Here is a 17,781-nt window from a genome sequence, read left to right as displayed (position 1 = left end):
TCTCCTCTGAATGAAGAGGAGGAGAAACATGAAGACAAAACTTGATTTTTTAAAAATGAAACAGCACGGGGAGCCAATCGTCATGCTGACGGCTTATGACTGTCCGGCGGCGAAACTTGCCGAACAAGCCGGAGTGGACATGATCCTTGTCGGCGATTCTCTTGGAATGGTCGTTCTCGGTCTTGATTCGACTGTCTATGTCACTGTCGAGGACATGATTCATCACACAAAGGCCGTCAAACGCGGGGCAAAGGATACATTCATCGTCACGGATATGCCTTTTATGTCCTACCACTGCTCACAGGAAAGTGCACTGAAAAACGCGATGAAAATCGTGCAGGAAAGCGGTGCCGATGCCTTGAAGCTTGAAGGCGGTGACGGTGTGTTTGACACGATTGCGGCTTTGACTAGGGGCGGAATCCCGGTGGTCGGCCATTTGGGCCTGACACCTCAATCCGTCGGCGTTCTCGGAGGCTATAAAGTCCAGGGGAAAGACGAAGAAAGCGCTCGGAAACTAATAGATGACAGCCGGCGCTGTGAAGAAGCAGGAGCGATTGCACTCGTTCTTGAGTGCGTCCCGGCGGCGCTTGCCGAACGGATCGCAAAAGAGCTCACCATTCCGGTCATCGGCATTGGAGCCGGCGCAGGTACGGACGGACAGGTTCTCGTCTACCATGATGTGCTCGGACACGGAGTCAGCCGGACGCCTAAATTTGTAAAACAGTATGCGCAAATCGATCAGCCGATTGAAGCAGCGCTTACCGGTTATGTTAAAGATGTGAGAAACCGCTTTTTTCCCGAAGACGCGCATTCCTTCCGCATCGACCATGAAGTGCTGGAAGGATTATACGGAGGCAAATCATCATGATTGAAATCCACCGCGCAAAAGATATACAAAACTTGACAACATCATACCGGAAAGAAGGAAAAACAATCGGCTTTGTGCCGACAATGGGATTTCTTCATGAAGGCCACATGTCGCTTGTGAAAGAAGCGCGAAAACACAATGACATCGTGGTCATGAGCATTTTCGTCAATCCTCTGCAATTCGGCCCGGGTGAAGATTTTGAAGCTTATCCAAGAGATATTGAAAGAGACAGGAAGCTGGCCAAAGCAGGCGGAGTGGATATATTGTTCACGCCAAGCGCGGCGGATATCTATCCACAGGAATCAACCGTCATCGTCAATGTGAAAAAAAGAACGGATGTCCTTTGCGGACGGTCAAGGGAAGGGCATTTCGACGGTGTTGCAACCGTCTTGACGAAGCTGTTCAACCTCACGGCTCCGACAAGGGTTTATTTTGGAATGAAGGATGCTCAACAGGTGGCAGTTGTTGACGGATTGATCACTGATTTCTTTATGGATATTGAGCTCGTTCCGGTTGAAACGATGCGTGAGGAAGACGGGCTTGCCAAAAGCTCCCGCAATGTCAATCTGAATGCGGATGAACGAAAGGAAGCGCCCGCTCTTTATGAAGCGCTCAAGCGCGGAGCCCGGCTGATTCGGGAAGGGGAACGGGACCCGGAGGCCGTTAAGAAAGAGGTCCGCCTTCATATAGAAAAAACAAGCGGTGTCATCGATTATGCAGATGTTTATTCCTATCCCGATCTGGAAAAACGGGAAACACTGGCTGGAAAAATCATCATAGCGGTTGCCGTTCAATTTTCAAAGGCCCGCTTAATTGATAATATCATCGTCGATATCCCGTTGGATCGAAAGGAGGATTGATCATGTACCGAACGTTAATGAGCGGCAAGCTGCACAGAGCGCGAGTAACGGAAGCCAATTTAAATTATGTCGGCAGCATAACGATCGATGAAGATTTATTGGATGCTGTCGGAATGATGGCAAATGAAAAAGTGCAAATTGTAAATAATAATAACGGAGCCCGGCTGGAAACATATATTATTCCCGGTGAAAGGGGAAGCGGCGTCATTTGCTTAAATGGCGCGGCAGCTCGTCTCGTACAGGTCGGAGATGTCGTCATTATTGTCTCCTATGCAATGATGTCTGAAGAAGAGGCAAAGACCCACAAGCCGAAAGTAGCCGTTTTGAACGAAAAGAACGAAATCGAGCAAATCCTGGGTCAAGAGCCGGCCCGCACCATTCTGTAGCCCCCTTTGCCTTAGGGGGCTTTCATGTGGATAGATCATCGGTCAGTCCGCCTTTTTTTACTGAGCGGCTCCCGCATCTTTCCAAAACGTGTTACACTTTTGTCGAACGCAACAAAATTGAGGTGTCCATTTAATGTACAATCAACGATATGTAGTAATTGATGTGGAAACGACAGGGAACTCGCCCAAAAAAGGCGATAAAATAATTCAAATTGCAGCGGTTGTCATTGAAAATGGACAGATTACCGAACGTTTCTCCAAATATGTGAATCCGGATCAGCCGATCCCGACTTTTATTGAACAGCTGACGGGAATCACAAACGAGATGGTTGAACGCGAAGAACCGTTTTCGGCCATTGCCGAAGAGATATATGAACTCCTTAGCGGCAGCTGTTTTATCGCCCACAACATTCACTTCGACCTCGGCTTTGTGAAACATGAGCTAATGCGGGCAGGCTTTGATGAACTTGAATGCGGTGTACTTGATACGGTAGAACTGGCAAGAATCGTATTTCCCCGTTTTGACGGGTATAAACTGACAGAGCTGAGTGAAGAGCTGAACCTGCAGCATGAAAATCCTCACAGGGCTGACAGTGACGCGGAAGTGACCGCTTTGATCTTCCTGCATATGCTTGAGAAGCTGAAGCGGCTCCCTCTGCCTGTTCTAAAAGCGATCAGGCGGTTATCCTGGCACTTGATCAGCGACGCGCAGGAGCTTTTGGACCGTTTGATTCATGAGAAGGATAGCCGAGCAGAACTTGAAGCAGGCTATATAAAGACCGGTTCATTTGTGATTAAAGAGCCTGTGCAAACAATGGAAGAGCGCGGGGAAGAACGCGAACCCGTCAATGCTGATCCGCTGATTTGGGAAGAGGACGGCGGCCTTCGCTCATTGCTTGAGCATTTTGAAAATAGAAGAGGGCAAACCAAAATGATGAAAGAGGTTTGGACCGCTTTTGATCATCATGAGCATGTCCTGATTGAAGCTGCTGCGGGAATCGGCAAAACGATCGGATATCTCGTACCTGCAGCCCTGCGCGCCAGACAGACCGGAAAACCGGTCGTCATCAGCACCTTTACAACATTGTTGCAGCAGCAAATTTTAACCCGGGATATCCCGCTTTTGGAGCAGGTCTTTCCGTTTCCGATCAAGGCGGCGGTTTTGAAAGGGCGCTCCCATTATATATCGATTCACAAATTCGAGCATATTTTGCAGGAGGAAGATGATAATTACGATGCCGTTCTCGCCAAGGCGCAAATCCTTGTTTGGCTTACCGATACTGAAACGGGAGACTTGTCTGAACTCAATCTGCCCTCCGGAGGCAAACTGCTTTGGGACAGAATCTCATATGATGATCGATCATTTGCGCGCAACGCTCCGTTAAGGGAATACTGTTTTTATGAACGGGCCAAAGCGAAGGCTAAACAAGCCGATCTCATTATTACCAACCATGCCCTCCTGTTGACTGACGAAGCGAATAAACGCACCATGCACGCGGATACGGTGATCATTGATGAAGCCCACCACTTTGAACGGGTAGCGGGTGAACAGTTTGGCGCGAGGGCCGACTATGTTTCATTGCACAAAAAATTGATGCAGCTCGGCACCTTGAAGCAGAAAGGGCTGTTAAAAAAAGCCGAGCGGCTGTTTCGGTCCGCCGGCTTCACTTCAGAGTCCTTCTTTCAAATGGATGAATGGCTCAGTCAGCTTCTCGAAGAAAGCGATATGTTCTTTACTTCAGTCCATTCTTTTGTTAAACGCAGGAAACCAAAAAACGATCTGAATCGTCTTCTTTATAAGGTCGGAAAAGAACAGGGCAGGGCGTGGAACAGGCTTGAGGAAGGAGCCAGAAGGCTGTGTGCCATGCTGTTTGATATGCACGGGCTGTTTGTCGAGCAAATGGAAAAGCTTTCTGAGCAAAAGTCTTCTTTTACGAGCCGTCAGGCGTTTCTTTTGGAAGAATACCAATCGTGCATGGTCTATCTCGAGGAATACGGAAAAAAGCTCGGCCGTTTGTTTTTTGATCCTGCAGAAGATGAAGTCGTCTGGATTGAAATCGATGCAAAAGGGGCCAAAAATGCCGCATCGGTTTATGCACAGCCGCTTGATGCTGGCGAATTGCTCGCCGATCGTTTTTTCACCGAGAAAAAGAGCGTTGTTCTGACTTCGGCGACCCTCGTTGTGGAAAACTCATTCAGCTATATGATTAAAAAGCTTGGTTTAAACGATTTCTATCCGAGGACATTGCAAATCGAGTCGCCTTTTTCTTATGATAAGCGTATGAAAATCTTGATTCCAACCGACATCAGTCCGATCAATGATCATCCTGAAAGCTATATTCATGACGTTTCCCGGTCCATTAAATCGCTGGCCAGACAGCAGAACGCGAAAACGCTCGTTTTGTTTACGTCTCATGACATGCTGCGCTCGGTATATCAGGAATTGAAAAATGATGATGACTTTCCTTGTCAATTGCTGGCTCAGGGCATTTCAGGCGGAAGTCCTGTCAAGATCATGAAACTGTTCAAATCATATCAGCATGCCGTTCTTCTCGGCACCAATCATTTTTGGGAAGGTGTTGACTTTCCCGGTGATGAACTGACAACGCTGATCATCGCCAGGCTCCCTTTCAGACCGCCTGACCATCCGGTGGAATCGGCGAAGTGTGAAAGGGCGAAGCGAATGGGGGAAAGCCCGTTTCAAGCTGTTTCTTTGCCCGAAGCGGTTTTAACCTTCAGGCAGGGAATCGGAAGGCTCCTCCGTACTGAGGAAGACAGCGGTACAGTCGTCATCCTTGACCGCAGAATCCGGACATCATCATACGGCAGAGTATTTTTGCAGGCGCTGCCTCCCGCTTCAATCGAAGAGCCGACGCTTCTTGAGCTGGAAGACTATGTCTTCAGGACTTAAATGTAAAAAGCCGCATGAAAGCGGCTCCTCTTGAAAAAATGGTGTGGATTAAGGTTTATTTTTTGGCTGTCTATCTAAAACGGGATTCCCGTTGTAACAACTAGTATGGCTTATGCCAGACAGAGTATGAATGACAATAATTGTTTCGTCTCGGAGGTATTTGAATATGGACAATAAAATTGAAATTCTTTCAACCGTCAGTGTGCAGCACTCAGAAGATCTTTACAAAATCGTCGATCTGTTAAACCGGACGCTCAAACGGGATGATTTAATGTTTGGACTCGCCCTTGACGAAGAGGATCAAAAACAGGCCATTTTTACAATTTATCGTACATAGGAGGAAAAATGGGCAAAAAAACATTAATTTTCATACTGATATTTGGTATTATCTTTGTAACGGCCATTCTTACGGGGGCGAATGTCTACCAGACAGCAATGAGCCAAAAGGAAAGCGGCCATGAAGAAGCTGCTGAAACGGCGAAAAAGGAAGCCGGCTTAAAAGAAGTTGACAATGTAGAAACATTTGTCGGCAAAGAAAAGCAGTACATCGTCATAGGCAAAAATAAAAAAGGCGAAAAAATGTACGTTTGGGTACCGGCTGACAAAAAGCAGAAAACGATAGTTAAAAACGCATCGGATGGCATCACAAGCCGCCAGGCCGCAAAAGCGGTCCAGGATAAAGGTCTGATGTCATCGCTTCAAGAGGTGCACTTGGCAAGGGAAGGCAATGTGCTATTGTGGGAAGTTACATACTTAAATCAAGATGGGCAGTACAGTTTAAGTTATGTGGACTTTATAAACGGAAAAATTCACAAAAATATTACGCCATAAGATGAAACAGGGGGAAATCAAGTTGAATCTAGCTAAAAGAGTATCAGCGTTAACACCGTCTGCAACATTGGCAATCACTGCAAAAGCGAAAGAATTAAAAGCGGCAGGACACGATGTGATCGGCCTTGGCGCCGGAGAGCCGGACTTTAATACACCGCAGCACATCATTGACGCGGCTGTCCGTTCCATGAATGAAGGGCACACAAAATATACGCCGTCCGGCGGTCTTCTCGCGCTTAAAGAAAGCATCAGCGAAAAATTCAAGCGCGATCAGGGAATCGAATACAGCCTGTCTGAAATCATTGTCTGCACAGGTGCAAAACATGCTCTTTACACACTTTTTCAAGTGCTGCTGGATGAGGAAGATGAAGTGATCATTCCGACGCCGTATTGGGTAAGCTACCCTGAACAGGTGAAGCTTGCAGGCGGCAAGCCTGTATTTGTGGAAGGGCTTGAAGAAAACAGCTTCAAAATTTCTCCGGAGCAGCTCGAAGAGGCCGTAACGGAAAAAACAAAAGCGGTGATCATCAATTCTCCAAGCAACCCGACGGGCATGATGTATACCGAAGACGAGCTGAAAGCCCTCGGTGAAGTGTGTCTCCGCCGCAATATTTTAATCGTCTCCGATGAAATATATGAAAAACTGATATACGGCGGGAAAAAACATGTGTCGATCGCACAGCTTTCTCCCGAGCTTAAAAATCAAACGATCATCATCAACGGCGTTTCAAAATCGCACAGTATGACAGGATGGAGAATCGGCTATGCCGCAGGAAACGAAACCGTCATTAAGGCGATGACAAACCTTGCCAGCCACAGCACTTCAAATCCGACATCAGTCGCCCAATACGGAGCCATTGCCGCATATAATGGTCCGTCAGAGCCTGTGGAAGAAATGAGAAAAGCATTTGAAGAACGGCTCAACAAAGTATATGAACTGCTGATCGACATTCCTGGATTGAATTGCCTTAAGCCTGAAGGGGCTTTCTACTTGTTCCCGAATGCGAAACAGGCAGCTGAAGCCTGCGGTTTTGCGAGCGTCGATACGTTTGCAGAAGCGCTTCTTGAAGAGGAGAAAGTCGCGATTGTTCCCGGATCAGGGTTTGGCGCACCGGATAATATCCGTTTGTCATATGCCACATCCCTGTCACTTTTGGAAGAAGCGGTAAAGCGAATCCGCCGCTTTGTCGTCAATCACAGCCGCTAAGGCAATAAAAGCGTCCGTCTGCCCGGACGCTTTTTTGCGGCACCGACTCCGGGTCTGAACTGCATTGACCTGATCCGTTCAAAAAAGGTATAATATACGTTATGGATGTCAGAGAGAAAAGGGAGAGACCCTTTTTCTCGTGTTTTGGAGGGAAACGATAGTGAAAACAACAATCAACCAAGTGTACAAACATGTTGGTGAAGAAGTGACAATCGGCGCTTGGATCGCGAACAAACGTTCAAGCGGTAAAATTGCGTTTTTACAGCTTAGAGACGGAACAGGCTTTATCCAAGGCGTCGTCGTTAAGGCTGAAGTGGCTGAAGAGGTGTTTCAAACCGCTAAAACGGTCACACAGGAAACCTCTTTATATGTGAAGGGCATTGTCAAAGAAGACGAGCGTTCACCTCTCGGATTCGAGTTTGCCGTGACTTCGCTTGAAATCATTCATGAAGCGAAGGACTACCCGATCACACCTAAAGAACACGGAACTGAGTTTTTGATGGATCACAGACATCTGTGGCTCAGATCAAAACGGCAGCATGCGACCATGAAAATCCGCAACGAAATCATTCGCGCTACATATGAGTTTTTCAATAAGGAAGGCTTTGTCAAAGTCGATCCGCCGATTCTGACCGGAAGCGCTCCTGAAGGAACGACAGAGCTTTTTGCGACGAAGTATTTTGATGAAGACGCTTATCTGTCCCAAAGCGGCCAGCTTTATATGGAAGCCGCTGCAATGGCTTTAGGAAAAGTCTTCTCATTCGGACCGACGTTCAGAGCGGAAAAATCCAAAACGAAGCGCCATCTGATCGAATTTTGGATGATCGAGCCTGAAATGGCTTTTGTCGAGTTCAATGAAAACCTCGAAGTTCAGGAAAATTACGTCTCTTTTATCGTTCAAAGCGTGCTTGAAAACTGCAAAATCGAGCTGAATACGCTCGGAAGGGACACGTCCAAACTTGAACAGATCAAAGCGCCGTTTCCGCGAATCACCTATGATGAAGCGGTTCAGTTCCTGAAGGAAAAAGGGTTTGATGATATTGAATGGGGAGATGACTTTGGGGCGCCTCATGAGACGGCGATTGCCGAAAGCTATGACAAGCCTGTGTTCATCACACATTATCCGACATCATTAAAACCGTTTTATATGCAGCCTGCGCCTGACAGAGAGGATGTTGTGTTATGCGCCGATTTGATCGCACCGGAAGGCTATGGTGAAATCATCGGCGGGTCAGAACGCATCCATGATCTTGAGCTTCTTGAAGCGCGGCTGAAAGAACACGGTTTAGAATCTGACGCTTATCAATGGTATGCGGAATTGCGAAAATATGGTTCTGTTCCGCACTCAGGCTTCGGCCTCGGATTGGAGCGGACGGTGGCCTGGATCAGCGGCGCGCCGCACGTACGCGAAACGATTCCGTTCCCAAGACTCTTAAATCGCTTATATCCTTAAAAAAAAGTCTCCTGCTTTTACAGGAGACTTTTTCACAGTCATCCATGATATACTGGAAGGTAAGAGGTGTATCAAATGAAAAAACAGCAATTTATCAAGATGCAGGAAATGGGATCTGTCAGCATTCCTCATCTGCTCTTCAGCAATTACCGTGAGCTTGGTCTGAATGAAACAGAGTTTATGCTGCTGTTAAACATCAAAATGCATGTGGAAAGAGGCTCATTGTTTCCAACTCCCGAAGAGTTGAGCAAAACGATGACGATCGCCACCGAACAATGCATGAATATGCTGAGGATGTTTATCCAAAAAGGCTTTATCTATATAGAAGAATGCGAAGACCAGAATGGCATCAAGTATGAAAAATATTCGCTTGAGCCTCTTTGGGGCAAGCTGTTTGATTATCTCGAAATGGAGGAGAAGGAAAAACAGCACGAACAGAATAGAGGGGAAGAAAAAAGCCTCTACACGATTTTTGAAGAAGAGTTTGCAAGACCTTTGTCTCCGTTGGAATGCGAGACGCTCAGCATCTGGCTTGACCAGGATCACCACGATGTGCAGATGATTAAGCAGGCGCTGAAAGAGGCCGTCATGTTGGGGAAATTGAATTTCCGCTATATCGACCGTATTCTTTTCGAATGGAAGAAAAACGGAATCACAACAGTTGAACAAGCCGCAAGCTACAGCCAAAAATTCAGGCGGAAGGCGCCACGGCAAAGCGATCAAAAGGAGTATACAAGACAGGTTCCTTTTTACAATTGGCTTGAACATTAAAGTGAAAAGGTGAAGAGATGTTAACGAAAAAACAAATCGAGTATTGTTTAGAAACCATAGGTGACATGTTTCCGCATGCTGAATGCGAACTGGTCCACGACAATCCATTTGAACTTGTCATCGCCGTCGCTTTATCGGCACAATGCACAGATGCCCTGGTCAATAAGGTGACAAAAACGCTTTTTAAAAAATATAAAAAGCCTGAAGATTATCTAGCCGTCCCGCTTGAAGAGCTTCAGCAGGATATCAGATCGATCGGCTTGTACCGCAATAAAGCGAAAAATATCCAAAAGCTCTGCAAAATGCTGCTTGAAGAATACGGAGGAGACGTTCCGCGCGACAGGGACGAGCTGGTAAAGCTGCCGGGCGTCGGGAGAAAAACCGCCAATGTCGTCGTTTCCGTTGCCTTCGGCGTTCCGGCGATCGCCGTGGACACACATGTCGAGCGCGTGTCAAAAAGGCTCGGCTTTTGCCGCTGGAAAGATTCAGTCACAGAAGTGGAAAAAACGTTGATGAAAAAAATACCTGAGTCCGAATGGTCGGTCACCCATCATCGGCTCATTTTTTTCGGACGTTACCACTGCAAGGCGCAAAGGCCGCAATGTGAAACATGTCCGCTGTTTTCTTTGTGCAGGGAAGGGCAGAAACGGTATAAAAAAGGGCTGGTGAAGCTGCCGTGACAAGTGTATCGCTGTTAGATGCCTATGAAAAAACGTTGAGAGAACGCGCCCGAAAACCTGTAAACGGTGACCGGTTTGCGGTGCTTTCAGCAAATCCGCTCCACTTTGATTTCTCGCCGGAAGAAGGGGCGCACAAACCATGGAAAGATCAGCAGGAATGGGTGCCGCTCCTTTTTGACATTTGGGAGAATACGAAAGAAAGGCTTCTCCCCGTATTTCAAACGAGGAAGTCGAGATGCAGCCAGGATGAGATGCTTGGCGGGATATGCTGTTTGATCGCATGCTTCCATTGGACGATGGGGGAGCCTGTGACTACGCTGAACTGGGAGTCACTCATTGAAAAACATTTTCCCGTCAAGCCGATCAATTGGACGGAGCGGCTCGAATTTATCCTGCTCAAGCCGACTCAATATCATTGTTTTATTCAGCTTGACGAACTGTTTACGGAAATGAAAAAACAGTTTTATAAATATGCGGCGATGAATAAATAAAAACCACTCACAACGTGTGAGTGGTCTTTTTGTTTAAGTGCCGGATTGAGTTTCCGTCTGGCTTCCGGGATCATTGGTTTGATCTTTGTCATTGCCCGTTCCATTGTCAGGAGAATCATCCTGGTCTTCATCATCTTTTCTGCCATTATTGTCGGAATTGCCTGGGTTTTGGTTGCCATTGTTCGTATCGCCGGGATTCTGCTTTTTGTCATCCGGCTGATTGCTGTTTCCGTTATTTTGTTTGTCCTTGTCTTGATCATTCTTCTGTTTATCATCGTCCTGCTGTTTCTGTTCATCTTCTTTTGATTCATCGTCGCTGGCAGCGTTGACTTGAAGCGTCACAGAAGCAGGATCGCTTTCATTATCCTCGGTGACGGCTGTGACCTGGAACCTGTAGACAGATCCTTCTTTCGCGTTCGGAATCACGGCTTCTTTAGCACTGCTGTTTTGAATCTCGCTGTATCCGCCGCCGTCGACAGACTGTTTGACTTTAAATGTGACGTCATCATCGTCTTCACCTGAGTAAGACCATGACAGCTTGATGCTTTTTGATGATTCATCATATTCCGCGCTCAAGCCGGTCGGCTTGGAAGCTTCTTCTTTTTCCTCATATTTTTTCGAAACAGTCGTCGGCTGTGTGCCTTTCACGAATAATTCGGTGACCTTTTTGTCGCTCGGCGTATTGCTGCTGGCCAAGACCGCCGGATTTGATCCTTTTAAGACGGTCGCCTCGACAACGCTGTCCGGCTTCTTAAATGAGCCGCTGCCGTCGTCGACTTCGGTAATCAGCTTTTTAAACAAGAGCTTGGCGATTTGCTGTTCGCTCGTATTAAGCGAATTGTAGCCTTTTTTTCCGGTCCAGACGGCTGCCGTATATTGCGGTGTGTAGCCGACAAACCACGAATCTTTTGCACCATTCGGGTTTAAGCCGTATTTGTTGACGATATCCTCAGGGAAGTTCGTTGTCCCGGTTTTCCCGGCCACTGTAACGCCAGGGACTTGGGCGGCGGTTCCGGTTCCCGTTTGAACGGCCGTTTTCAGCATATCCGTCATCATGTAGGCGGTGTAATCGCTCATGGCTGCTTTTGATTCAGGCGTTAGGTCAAGCTTTGTACCGTCGCTGAATTCCACGGCTGTGACGGTGTGCGGCGCATTGTAATAGCCGTTGTTGCCGAAGGCGCTGTACGCTCCTGCCATTTCCATAGAAGACACACCATCTTTAAAGCCGCCGATCGCATATGATTCAACTAATTCATCTGAATCAATCGAAAGGCCGAGGTTGCTGGCAAATTTGACGATGTTTTCTTTGCCGGCTGCCTGGAACGCTTTTAAAGCCGGGATGTTTCTTGAATCGGCAAGCGCCGCTCTCATCGACATCCAGCCTTTGTGGCGGTTGTCATAGTTGTGGATCGGTGTCCCTGTTGAATACGTATATTCTTCATCTTTAATCTGCTCATAAGTCGACCATTTTTTGTTTTCAATGACAGGCCCGTAGTCAAGGATCGGTTTGATCGTTGAGCCCGGCTGGGTTCTTCCTTGGGTTGCGTAGTTGTAGTTGCCGGCCTTTCGATTTCGACCGCCTCCGACCGCACGGATTTCTCCGGTTTTCGTATCAAGCAGGGTGATACTGGCCTGCATTTTATCAGTGTACGGGATTAAATCGCCGTCCATGAGCTCATTTACATAGTCCTGTGCTTCTGTATCAAGCGTTGTGTAAATTTTTAATCCGTCTTTACCAGGATTTACGTTGGCTTTCTCTTCAACTTCTTCCACGACTTGTTCAACGAACATGCTGTATTTGTTTGAAGTCGATTTTGCATACTCCTCAGAAGAAACAAGGCCTTTTTTCACCGATACTTTTTTCGCCTTGTTGTAGTCTGCGTCGGAAATGAAGCCATGCTTGTTCATCAGGCTTAAAACGACATTCCGTCTTTTTTCGGCCTGTTCCGGATGTTTGATCGGGTTGTAGTTATTCGGGCTCTGCGGCATTCCCGCGAGTGTTGCAGCCTGTTCCACTGTCAAGTCGTTTAAGTCTTTCACCCCGTAAAACTGCTCAGCCGCTTTGCCGACACCATAGGCTTGCGGCGAGAAATAAATCCGGTTTAAATACATTTCAAGGATTTCGTCTTTTGAATATTTTCTTTCAAGCTGGAATGAAAGCCATACTTCCTGAACTTTCCGTTTGACCGTTTTTTCATGTGAAAGAAGGGAGTTTTTCACGACCTGCTGTGTGATCGTACTTCCGCCCTCTGAGCCGAAGCCGCCTTCAAGGTTTGCGACAAGCGCTCCCCCGATGCGGATCGGGTCGATTCCGTGGTGGTCGTAAAAACGGGCGTCTTCAGTGGCGAGAAAAGCGTTTTTCACAGTGTCGGGTATATCTTTGATCGACACGTATGTCCGTTTTTCCGCACCGATTTCTGCTATTTCTTTACCGTTTTTATCATAAATGATGGATGAGTAAGGCGTTTTCAGCTTTGACTCATCAAGCGACGGTGCGTCTGCAATCATGACTGCAAACGTCACGCCTCCGGCGATCAGGCCGATGACGCCAATGATCAAAATAGATAAAAGGATTTTCTTAAAAAGTCCTGCTTTCTTCTTTTTCTTGGGTTTCGTATGAGTATTAGACCTGCTTTTGCCCTGTTGGGCTTTTCGCCGTTCCTGGCGGCTGTTAAATTGATCTGACATAACATCTCAACCTTTCGTAGTTAAAACCTTTCCGCTCACATGACTTTAAAATCATAATTTATGATGGCGAAAAATACAACTGGTCAATAACTTTAATATAATCAATTCTTGGCGAGTATCCAAGTGAAATGGGATGAGCAGCTTCCTGCAGTTCATCTTTTCGAATCGATTTTCTGCCGTTTTTCTGCTTTCTGTCCCAGAAATAAAATAATTTTTCTGCTTCCAAAAAATAAATTTCTTCAAATGCGGATATAATAACAAAGCAAATACCGTCCTGGGCCACCACCTGCTTCATATGCTCGATCTGGTGATCGTGAAAATTTTGCAGGGGGAACGATGTCCGGCTCTTTGTTTCTTTCGCTTCAAAATCGATGTAGCGCCCTTTATAAATCCCGTTATAATCAGTCGTTGACGACTGTTTAAAGTAGGCTTCTTTGATCACTGCCGCGCTTCGTTTCGGGTAGTCGACCTGGACAATTTGGACAGGTGTCGGTTTTTTATGAATCACCGCAATCGAATGATTGAGATAATACATATTCGTTTCATTCAGGTCGTCTTCGAGGGTCATCCCGCGATTGCTGTATGACGGCTTCTTTTTTAAGGATGAGGCAGCATTTTTCGGCTGATAGGCTTTGCCGTTCGGATAGCGAATCACTTTCTTCATCCTCCTTTTAAAAAAATCTGGACATAAACGGAAGTGGTGGTCTTGCGAAACAGATTCTCCGGGGGAGAGCTGACGCGTCATATACTAGAGCTGACCGGAAAGCTGAATAAAGATAATATTTCGCGGACATATGCCTATAAAAGCTACTTTGACCGCCATCCGGAGATCAAGTGGTCGCTTTTGGCGTCATTTGTTTCCCGTAATGCAGGCTGGTCGATGACCGATTTAAAAGGACGCCTGTTTCAGATCGGCCTTTCGGCTTTTCAGCAGAAATGGCTGTTCATCACATATGAACGGGCGAACTGGCTGATTTTTTCTGACGCTTATCCGCAGCTTCTTTTATATCAGTGGTCCAAAGATATCGGACAGCCGCTGTTTGATTTGCTTCCCGGATTGGGCGTGTCTTTGTTCATGAAAACGGAGTGGGAGCGATTTTGGCGCGAGCGCGATCAAAAAAGGCTCATGTACGCTCTCATCATCAATGAACAAAACACTATCCAAACTCCTATTATACAAAATCCTCTGTTCAAAAAGAATGTTTTTCACACGATTCCTTTTCAGGTTTATGAATGGTTTCACTTCAACACGGTCATCTTTCCTACGGTTGAAGGCGTTTTTTACGGAGTGTCTGTCAAGCGGTTTACAAGCTTAAAAGAACGGATCAAGCTCGGCAAGCAATTAAGCCGGCTTTTGTTCAGCCCTGAGCTTTTCCCGTCTTTCTTCCACTTTACATCCTATGTTCCGCATACCGGCTCGCGCTTTGATATGGAGCGCTGGGCCGGTGTGAAATCCAGATCTTCGCCGTTTTTGCGAACCTGTTATCCAGTCATCACCCATTCATTAGACGGATCAAAAAGCGATTGGTTTCGCGGGGAAGATAAGGAGGGGATGTTTCGCGATGAAAAGCTGCCGAAAACGATTGAACTAACGGAATGGTATTTTCAAAAGAGGAGGCAGCTCGAGGCTGTTTTTTCTCTGGAACGCTTGCTGAAAAAAAAATAGCAAAAGAAAAAAGCAAGGAAAATCCTTGCTTTTTAAGTGGACGGCCGGTTTGGTCCGCCTAATTTCTTATCCAATGTATCCGTCTGTTTCACGTCAGGTTTGGTTTTCGCAGGTGATTTCTTTTTGTTGTTTTCCACAGCGGGCACCTCCTTACCTCTATAGATTTCTCAGGAAAAGCGCCGTTCATACCATTTTTCGCAGAACCCGCTTTGTCGAATTCGCGGGCGTTCTTTTGGGAAATTGATTTTCTTTGCCATTTTCCTTCTAGTTTTGTCAGCTGTGAAGGAAAGGCCGGAGGAAAGGAAGAAAAGATAGATGGCTATTAAAAAGGAGGGAAGCAAATGAGCGGATTTGTAAGCAAAGATTCGGTCCTTCAAATGCTTTTGGAAACGGAAACAGAACTGGAATCTGCGGAAACAGCGCTGACAGACGCCGTCACCAGGGAGAAAGACGAAAAAAGCAAAGCTTGGAACGAACGGCTTGATCTCATTGAAAAGGAACTGACGGAGCTTTCATCCTGCCTAAACAGCACGCTGATGGGTGTCAAGCCTCATGAGGAGTCCGCTTAGCCTCTTTCATTGTGCCGAACCTTTTCCTTTGATACGATAGCATTTGAGGTGAGCATGTTGGAAAAACAATCTCTTCTTGAGAAAACACGGGAACTGATCGCCCTGGCAAAAGAAGCGGAAGCCCGCTATCAAAAGGGCAGAGAGGAAGGCGCGGAGCACGACTTTTTCAGCGTCGTCAAACCGTCTGTGGAGCGGTCTGAACAAGCAGTGAAGAGCTGGCTGCAAGAAAGTTTATCATATATTAAGGCATATCGCCCGAAGTACTTGTATGAAGAACAGCTGCGAGCGGTTGAGGAAAACCTGAATGAGATCGTGCTGCAGTCATATTTCGGCAAAATTCATAAAAAACGCTTTAAAGATCTTGCCGAATCAGTGCTTTATACATTGAAACATCTTGAAGACGACATTGAAAAAGACGACCGGGGATAAATTCCCGGTCGTCTTTTTCCATCGCCGGTTCAGCCGGCGTCTGAATGTATGTCATAGGCAGGGTGCTGTGCTCCATTGGCTTCAAGAACTTTCATACTCGTGCGAAATTCGTTTAATGTCAGATGCCCCTGGATATACAAAAACTTGGCAAAATCCATCAGCTTATTCATACAGTCTGTCTCGTACTGCTTCATCTCGGCAAAACAATTTCTTAAGTATGATACGTTCATGTGGTGCATCCCCTCTCGTTTCGTATTAATAATATAGTACCATAACAATTCGACTTTTTTCTGTTTTTCAAAAATTAAAACTTTCGACACTTTTTGACAGAATTGTGACAGCCCATTGGAACGGGAATTGCCCCCATGTCATACACTGATAAAAAAAGGGCTCTAAAGGGAGAGATGAAAGATGGAAGAGAGGAGAGACGCCAGATACCCCTTTTCCGGTCAACAGCCGTATTATCCCGTTCATCCGCAGCTTGACACGAACCAGTACCTCCAGCAATACCAAGAACCGTTCCAATATTCTGCACCAGTCCAGCGTCCGCCGGCTTATGAACAGCCATATGTTGATCCGTACTCAAGCTATCAGCAGCCCGTTCATCAGCAGATCCAGCCATTTCATATCACTCCTTACCCGAACCCATATCCGTCGCCGCGGCCAAATCTCCATCAGCCTTCCCAGTTTCAGGGCTTTCTGTCGCAATTTAAGAAAAAGAACGGACAGCTTGATTTTAGCAAAATGATGGATACGGCCGGTTTAATGATGAACACGGTCAACCAGATGGGGACGCTTGCCAAAAGCTTTATGGGATTCTTTAAATAAAAAAAGCATGGATGAAAATCATTCATGCTTTTTTACGTCTGGGAATGTCACGGTGAGAACATTGCCTTTCCACGAGGTTTTCATCGTTTCTTCACGCACCGGATAAGGAAGCAGGATGGTTCTTGACAAGCTTGTGCATGATGACGAGTCACCGTTTTTGGCTTCTTCTTTTAATGCGATATGCAGATATCTCGATTTCGCTTCGATCATGATGTCACCGTTTTGAAAGGATTCCGGGACAGCAATGTCGACACAAAGCGCTCCGTTTTCTTCTCTGATCTCCATTGAAATGCGTGCGGACTCCAGCTGATCAGATATGAGTTTTTGGAATGAATTTAAGATTTCGTGAAAAGGAGAGGCGTAAAATAATTGTTCAATGGCCTCTTGAAAATCGTCCTTTTTGCTGAGGGAATGATTTTCATTTTCCTTAGAATCCATGTCTGACCACCTCCTCAAATTTTATTTTCAGCTTATGCAGGAGCTGTTCATATGGTTATTAATTGATGGGATTTTGAAAGTGTGGTTAAATAGTGGGGAATCCAAAGAATGATATTCAATCGCCCCTCTTTTTCCAGGCGAAAACAGAGGCATATTGATTGAAAGGAGCCCAATTGTCTTGCTGAAAAAATTATTCGGTATCGGTCAAAAACAGGATGAAGTGAAAGAAGAAACCGTATTTTCCCCAGTAGATGGACGAGTGCTGGCGCTTTCGGAAGTGCCTGATCCCGTTTTTTCTCAAAAAATGATGGGCGACGGAATCGCCGTTGAGCCTTCCAGCGGAGAGATCGTGTCACCGGTTGACGGAGAAGTGATCCAGCTGTTTCATACAAAGCATGCCATCGGTATCCGCTCATTGTCAGGGGTGGAGATTTTGATCCACATTGGGCTGGAAACCGTGAATATGGAAGGTGAAGGCTTTACCGCCCATGTCAAAGAAGGCGACAAAGTGAGTGTCGGAGATCCTTTAATGACTTGTGACCTGGAGCTGATCAAAGAGAAGGCGAGCAGCACGATTACGCCGATCGTCATCATGAACGGCGATGTGCTGGAGCGCGTGACAAAGCATGAAGAACAAGAAGCGAAAAAAAGTGAGACGAAGCTGATGGAGCTTAAAGTCAAGTAAAGATGAAAGGCAGAGAGCGA

At 46.4% G+C, this 17,781-nt stretch carries 21 protein-coding genes; 16 read left to right on the top strand and 5 right to left on the bottom strand.

Annotation, left to right across the window (positions count from 1 at the left end; genetic code table 11):
• Window positions 1–28: 28 nt before the first annotated feature.
• The 11 genes from panB to M654_RS14425 all read left to right on the top strand — a co-directional run bounded on the left by panB (window position 29) and on the right by M654_RS14425 (window position 10,458).
• Window positions 29–868, top strand: coding sequence for a 3-methyl-2-oxobutanoate hydroxymethyltransferase (panB, locus tag M654_RS14475; protein ID WP_026587590.1), 840 nt, complete (start codon window positions 29–31; stop codon window positions 866–868).
• Window positions 865–1,728: a pantoate--beta-alanine ligase gene (panC, locus tag M654_RS14470; protein WP_026587589.1), complete on the top strand. Its 864-nt coding sequence runs from the start codon at window positions 865–867 to the stop codon at window positions 1,726–1,728. The genes panB and panC overlap by 4 nt, the downstream gene beginning before the upstream one ends.
• A 2-nt stretch (window positions 1,729–1,730) precedes the next feature.
• Window positions 1,731–2,114 carry an aspartate 1-decarboxylase gene (gene panD / locus M654_RS14465; RefSeq protein WP_026587588.1) on the top strand — a complete coding sequence of 128 codons (384 nt, stop codon included), beginning with the start codon at window positions 1,731–1,733 and terminating at the stop codon, window positions 2,112–2,114.
• A gap of 133 nt (window positions 2,115–2,247) precedes the next feature.
• Window positions 2,248–5,025, top strand: coding sequence for an ATP-dependent DNA helicase DinG (gene dinG / locus M654_RS14460; protein WP_026587587.1), 2,778 nt, complete (start codon window positions 2,248–2,250; stop codon window positions 5,023–5,025).
• A gap of 166 nt (window positions 5,026–5,191) precedes the next feature.
• Window positions 5,192–5,362 carry a YpmA family protein gene (locus M654_RS14455; RefSeq protein ID WP_076758946.1) on the top strand — a complete coding sequence of 57 codons (171 nt, stop codon included), beginning with the start codon at window positions 5,192–5,194 and terminating at the stop codon, window positions 5,360–5,362.
• 8 nt (window positions 5,363–5,370) lie between these two features.
• Window positions 5,371–5,856: a cell wall elongation/penicillin-binding protein regulator TseB gene (gene tseB, locus M654_RS14450; RefSeq protein WP_026587586.1), complete on the top strand. Its 486-nt coding sequence runs from the start codon at window positions 5,371–5,373 to the stop codon at window positions 5,854–5,856.
• Between the two features lie 22 nt (window positions 5,857–5,878).
• The gene (locus tag M654_RS14445; protein ID WP_026587585.1) at window positions 5,879–7,063 is read left to right on the top strand and encodes a pyridoxal phosphate-dependent aminotransferase; all 1,185 of its coding nucleotides are present in this window, start codon (window positions 5,879–5,881) and stop codon (window positions 7,061–7,063) included.
• A 160-nt stretch (window positions 7,064–7,223) separates the two neighbouring features.
• Window positions 7,224–8,516, top strand: coding sequence for an asparagine--tRNA ligase (gene asnS, locus M654_RS14440; RefSeq protein WP_026587584.1), 1,293 nt, complete (start codon window positions 7,224–7,226; stop codon window positions 8,514–8,516).
• A gap of 75 nt (window positions 8,517–8,591) precedes the next feature.
• Window positions 8,592–9,287 carry a DnaD domain-containing protein gene (locus tag M654_RS14435; RefSeq protein WP_026587583.1) on the top strand — a complete coding sequence of 232 codons (696 nt, stop codon included), beginning with the start codon at window positions 8,592–8,594 and terminating at the stop codon, window positions 9,285–9,287.
• A gap of 17 nt (window positions 9,288–9,304) precedes the next feature.
• On the top strand, window positions 9,305–9,967 hold the full coding sequence (gene nth / locus M654_RS14430) for an endonuclease III (RefSeq protein ID WP_026587582.1): 663 nt from the start codon (window positions 9,305–9,307) through the stop codon (window positions 9,965–9,967).
• A complete protein-coding gene (locus M654_RS14425; protein ID WP_026587581.1) occupies window positions 9,964–10,458 on the top strand; it encodes a YpoC family protein in 495 nt (164 codons plus the stop codon). Before nth ends, M654_RS14425 begins: the two co-directional genes overlap by 4 nt.
• A gap of 33 nt (window positions 10,459–10,491) precedes the next feature.
• Here the strand turns inward: M654_RS14425 and M654_RS14420 are convergent, their stop codons facing one another.
• Together M654_RS14420 and recU are read right to left on the bottom strand one after the other, a co-directional pair.
• Window positions 10,492–13,146 carry a PBP1A family penicillin-binding protein gene (locus M654_RS14420; RefSeq protein ID WP_026587580.1) on the bottom strand — a complete coding sequence of 885 codons (2,655 nt, stop codon included), beginning with the start codon at window positions 13,144–13,146 and terminating at the stop codon, window positions 10,492–10,494.
• A 58-nt stretch (window positions 13,147–13,204) separates the two neighbouring features.
• Window positions 13,205–13,801 carry a Holliday junction resolvase RecU gene (gene recU, locus M654_RS14415; protein ID WP_026587579.1) on the bottom strand — a complete coding sequence of 199 codons (597 nt, stop codon included), beginning with the start codon at window positions 13,799–13,801 and terminating at the stop codon, window positions 13,205–13,207.
• A 78-nt stretch (window positions 13,802–13,879) separates the two neighbouring features.
• Between recU and M654_RS14410 the strand changes: the two genes are divergently transcribed.
• A complete protein-coding gene (locus tag M654_RS14410; protein WP_051290419.1) occupies window positions 13,880–14,812 on the top strand; it encodes a DUF2515 domain-containing protein in 933 nt (310 codons plus the stop codon).
• Window positions 14,813–14,844: 32 nt separating this feature from the next.
• On the opposite strand, the gene sspM is transcribed toward M654_RS14410, so the two are convergent.
• Window positions 14,845–14,949 carry an acid-soluble spore protein SspM gene (sspM, locus tag M654_RS14405; protein WP_026587577.1) on the bottom strand — a complete coding sequence of 35 codons (105 nt, stop codon included), beginning with the start codon at window positions 14,947–14,949 and terminating at the stop codon, window positions 14,845–14,847.
• A gap of 204 nt (window positions 14,950–15,153) precedes the next feature.
• Between sspM and M654_RS14400 the strand changes: the two genes are divergently transcribed.
• The gene (locus M654_RS14400) at window positions 15,154–15,381 is read left to right on the top strand and encodes a YppD family protein (protein ID WP_026587576.1); all 228 of its coding nucleotides are present in this window, start codon (window positions 15,154–15,156) and stop codon (window positions 15,379–15,381) included.
• A gap of 54 nt (window positions 15,382–15,435) precedes the next feature.
• Window positions 15,436–15,810 (top strand): YppE family protein, encoded by a 375-nt coding sequence (locus M654_RS14395; RefSeq protein ID WP_236251137.1) that lies wholly within the window; start codon window positions 15,436–15,438, stop codon window positions 15,808–15,810.
• Between the two features lie 29 nt (window positions 15,811–15,839).
• On the opposite strand, the gene M654_RS14390 is transcribed toward M654_RS14395, so the two are convergent.
• Complete coding sequence (locus M654_RS14390) at window positions 15,840–16,040, bottom strand: YppF family protein (RefSeq protein WP_026587574.1); 201 nt, start codon at window positions 16,038–16,040, stop codon at window positions 15,840–15,842.
• Between the two features lie 181 nt (window positions 16,041–16,221).
• Here M654_RS14390 and M654_RS14385 point away from each other — a divergent pair, with 181 nt between their 5' ends.
• The gene (locus M654_RS14385; protein ID WP_026587573.1) at window positions 16,222–16,638 is read left to right on the top strand and encodes a YppG family protein; all 417 of its coding nucleotides are present in this window, start codon (window positions 16,222–16,224) and stop codon (window positions 16,636–16,638) included.
• An 18-nt stretch (window positions 16,639–16,656) separates the two neighbouring features.
• Here M654_RS14385 and M654_RS14380 read toward each other — a convergent pair whose 3' ends face one another.
• Entirely contained in the window at window positions 16,657–17,076 is a 420-nt protein-coding gene (locus tag M654_RS14380) for an Hsp20/alpha crystallin family protein (protein ID WP_026587572.1), read from the bottom strand.
• Between the two features lie 178 nt (window positions 17,077–17,254).
• Here M654_RS14380 and M654_RS14375 point away from each other — a divergent pair, with 178 nt between their 5' ends.
• Complete coding sequence (locus M654_RS14375; protein ID WP_026587571.1) at window positions 17,255–17,761, top strand: PTS sugar transporter subunit IIA; 507 nt, start codon at window positions 17,255–17,257, stop codon at window positions 17,759–17,761.
• Window positions 17,762–17,781 lie beyond the last annotated feature (20 nt).

Origin of the sequence: Bacillus sp. NSP9.1, assembly GCF_000465465.2 — a bacterium.
Classification (GTDB): Bacteria; Bacillota; Bacilli; order Bacillales; family Bacillaceae; genus Bacillus; species Bacillus sonorensis_A.
The sequence above is the reverse complement of the archived record's forward strand: the minus strand, read 5'-3'. Positions and strand labels throughout refer to the sequence as shown.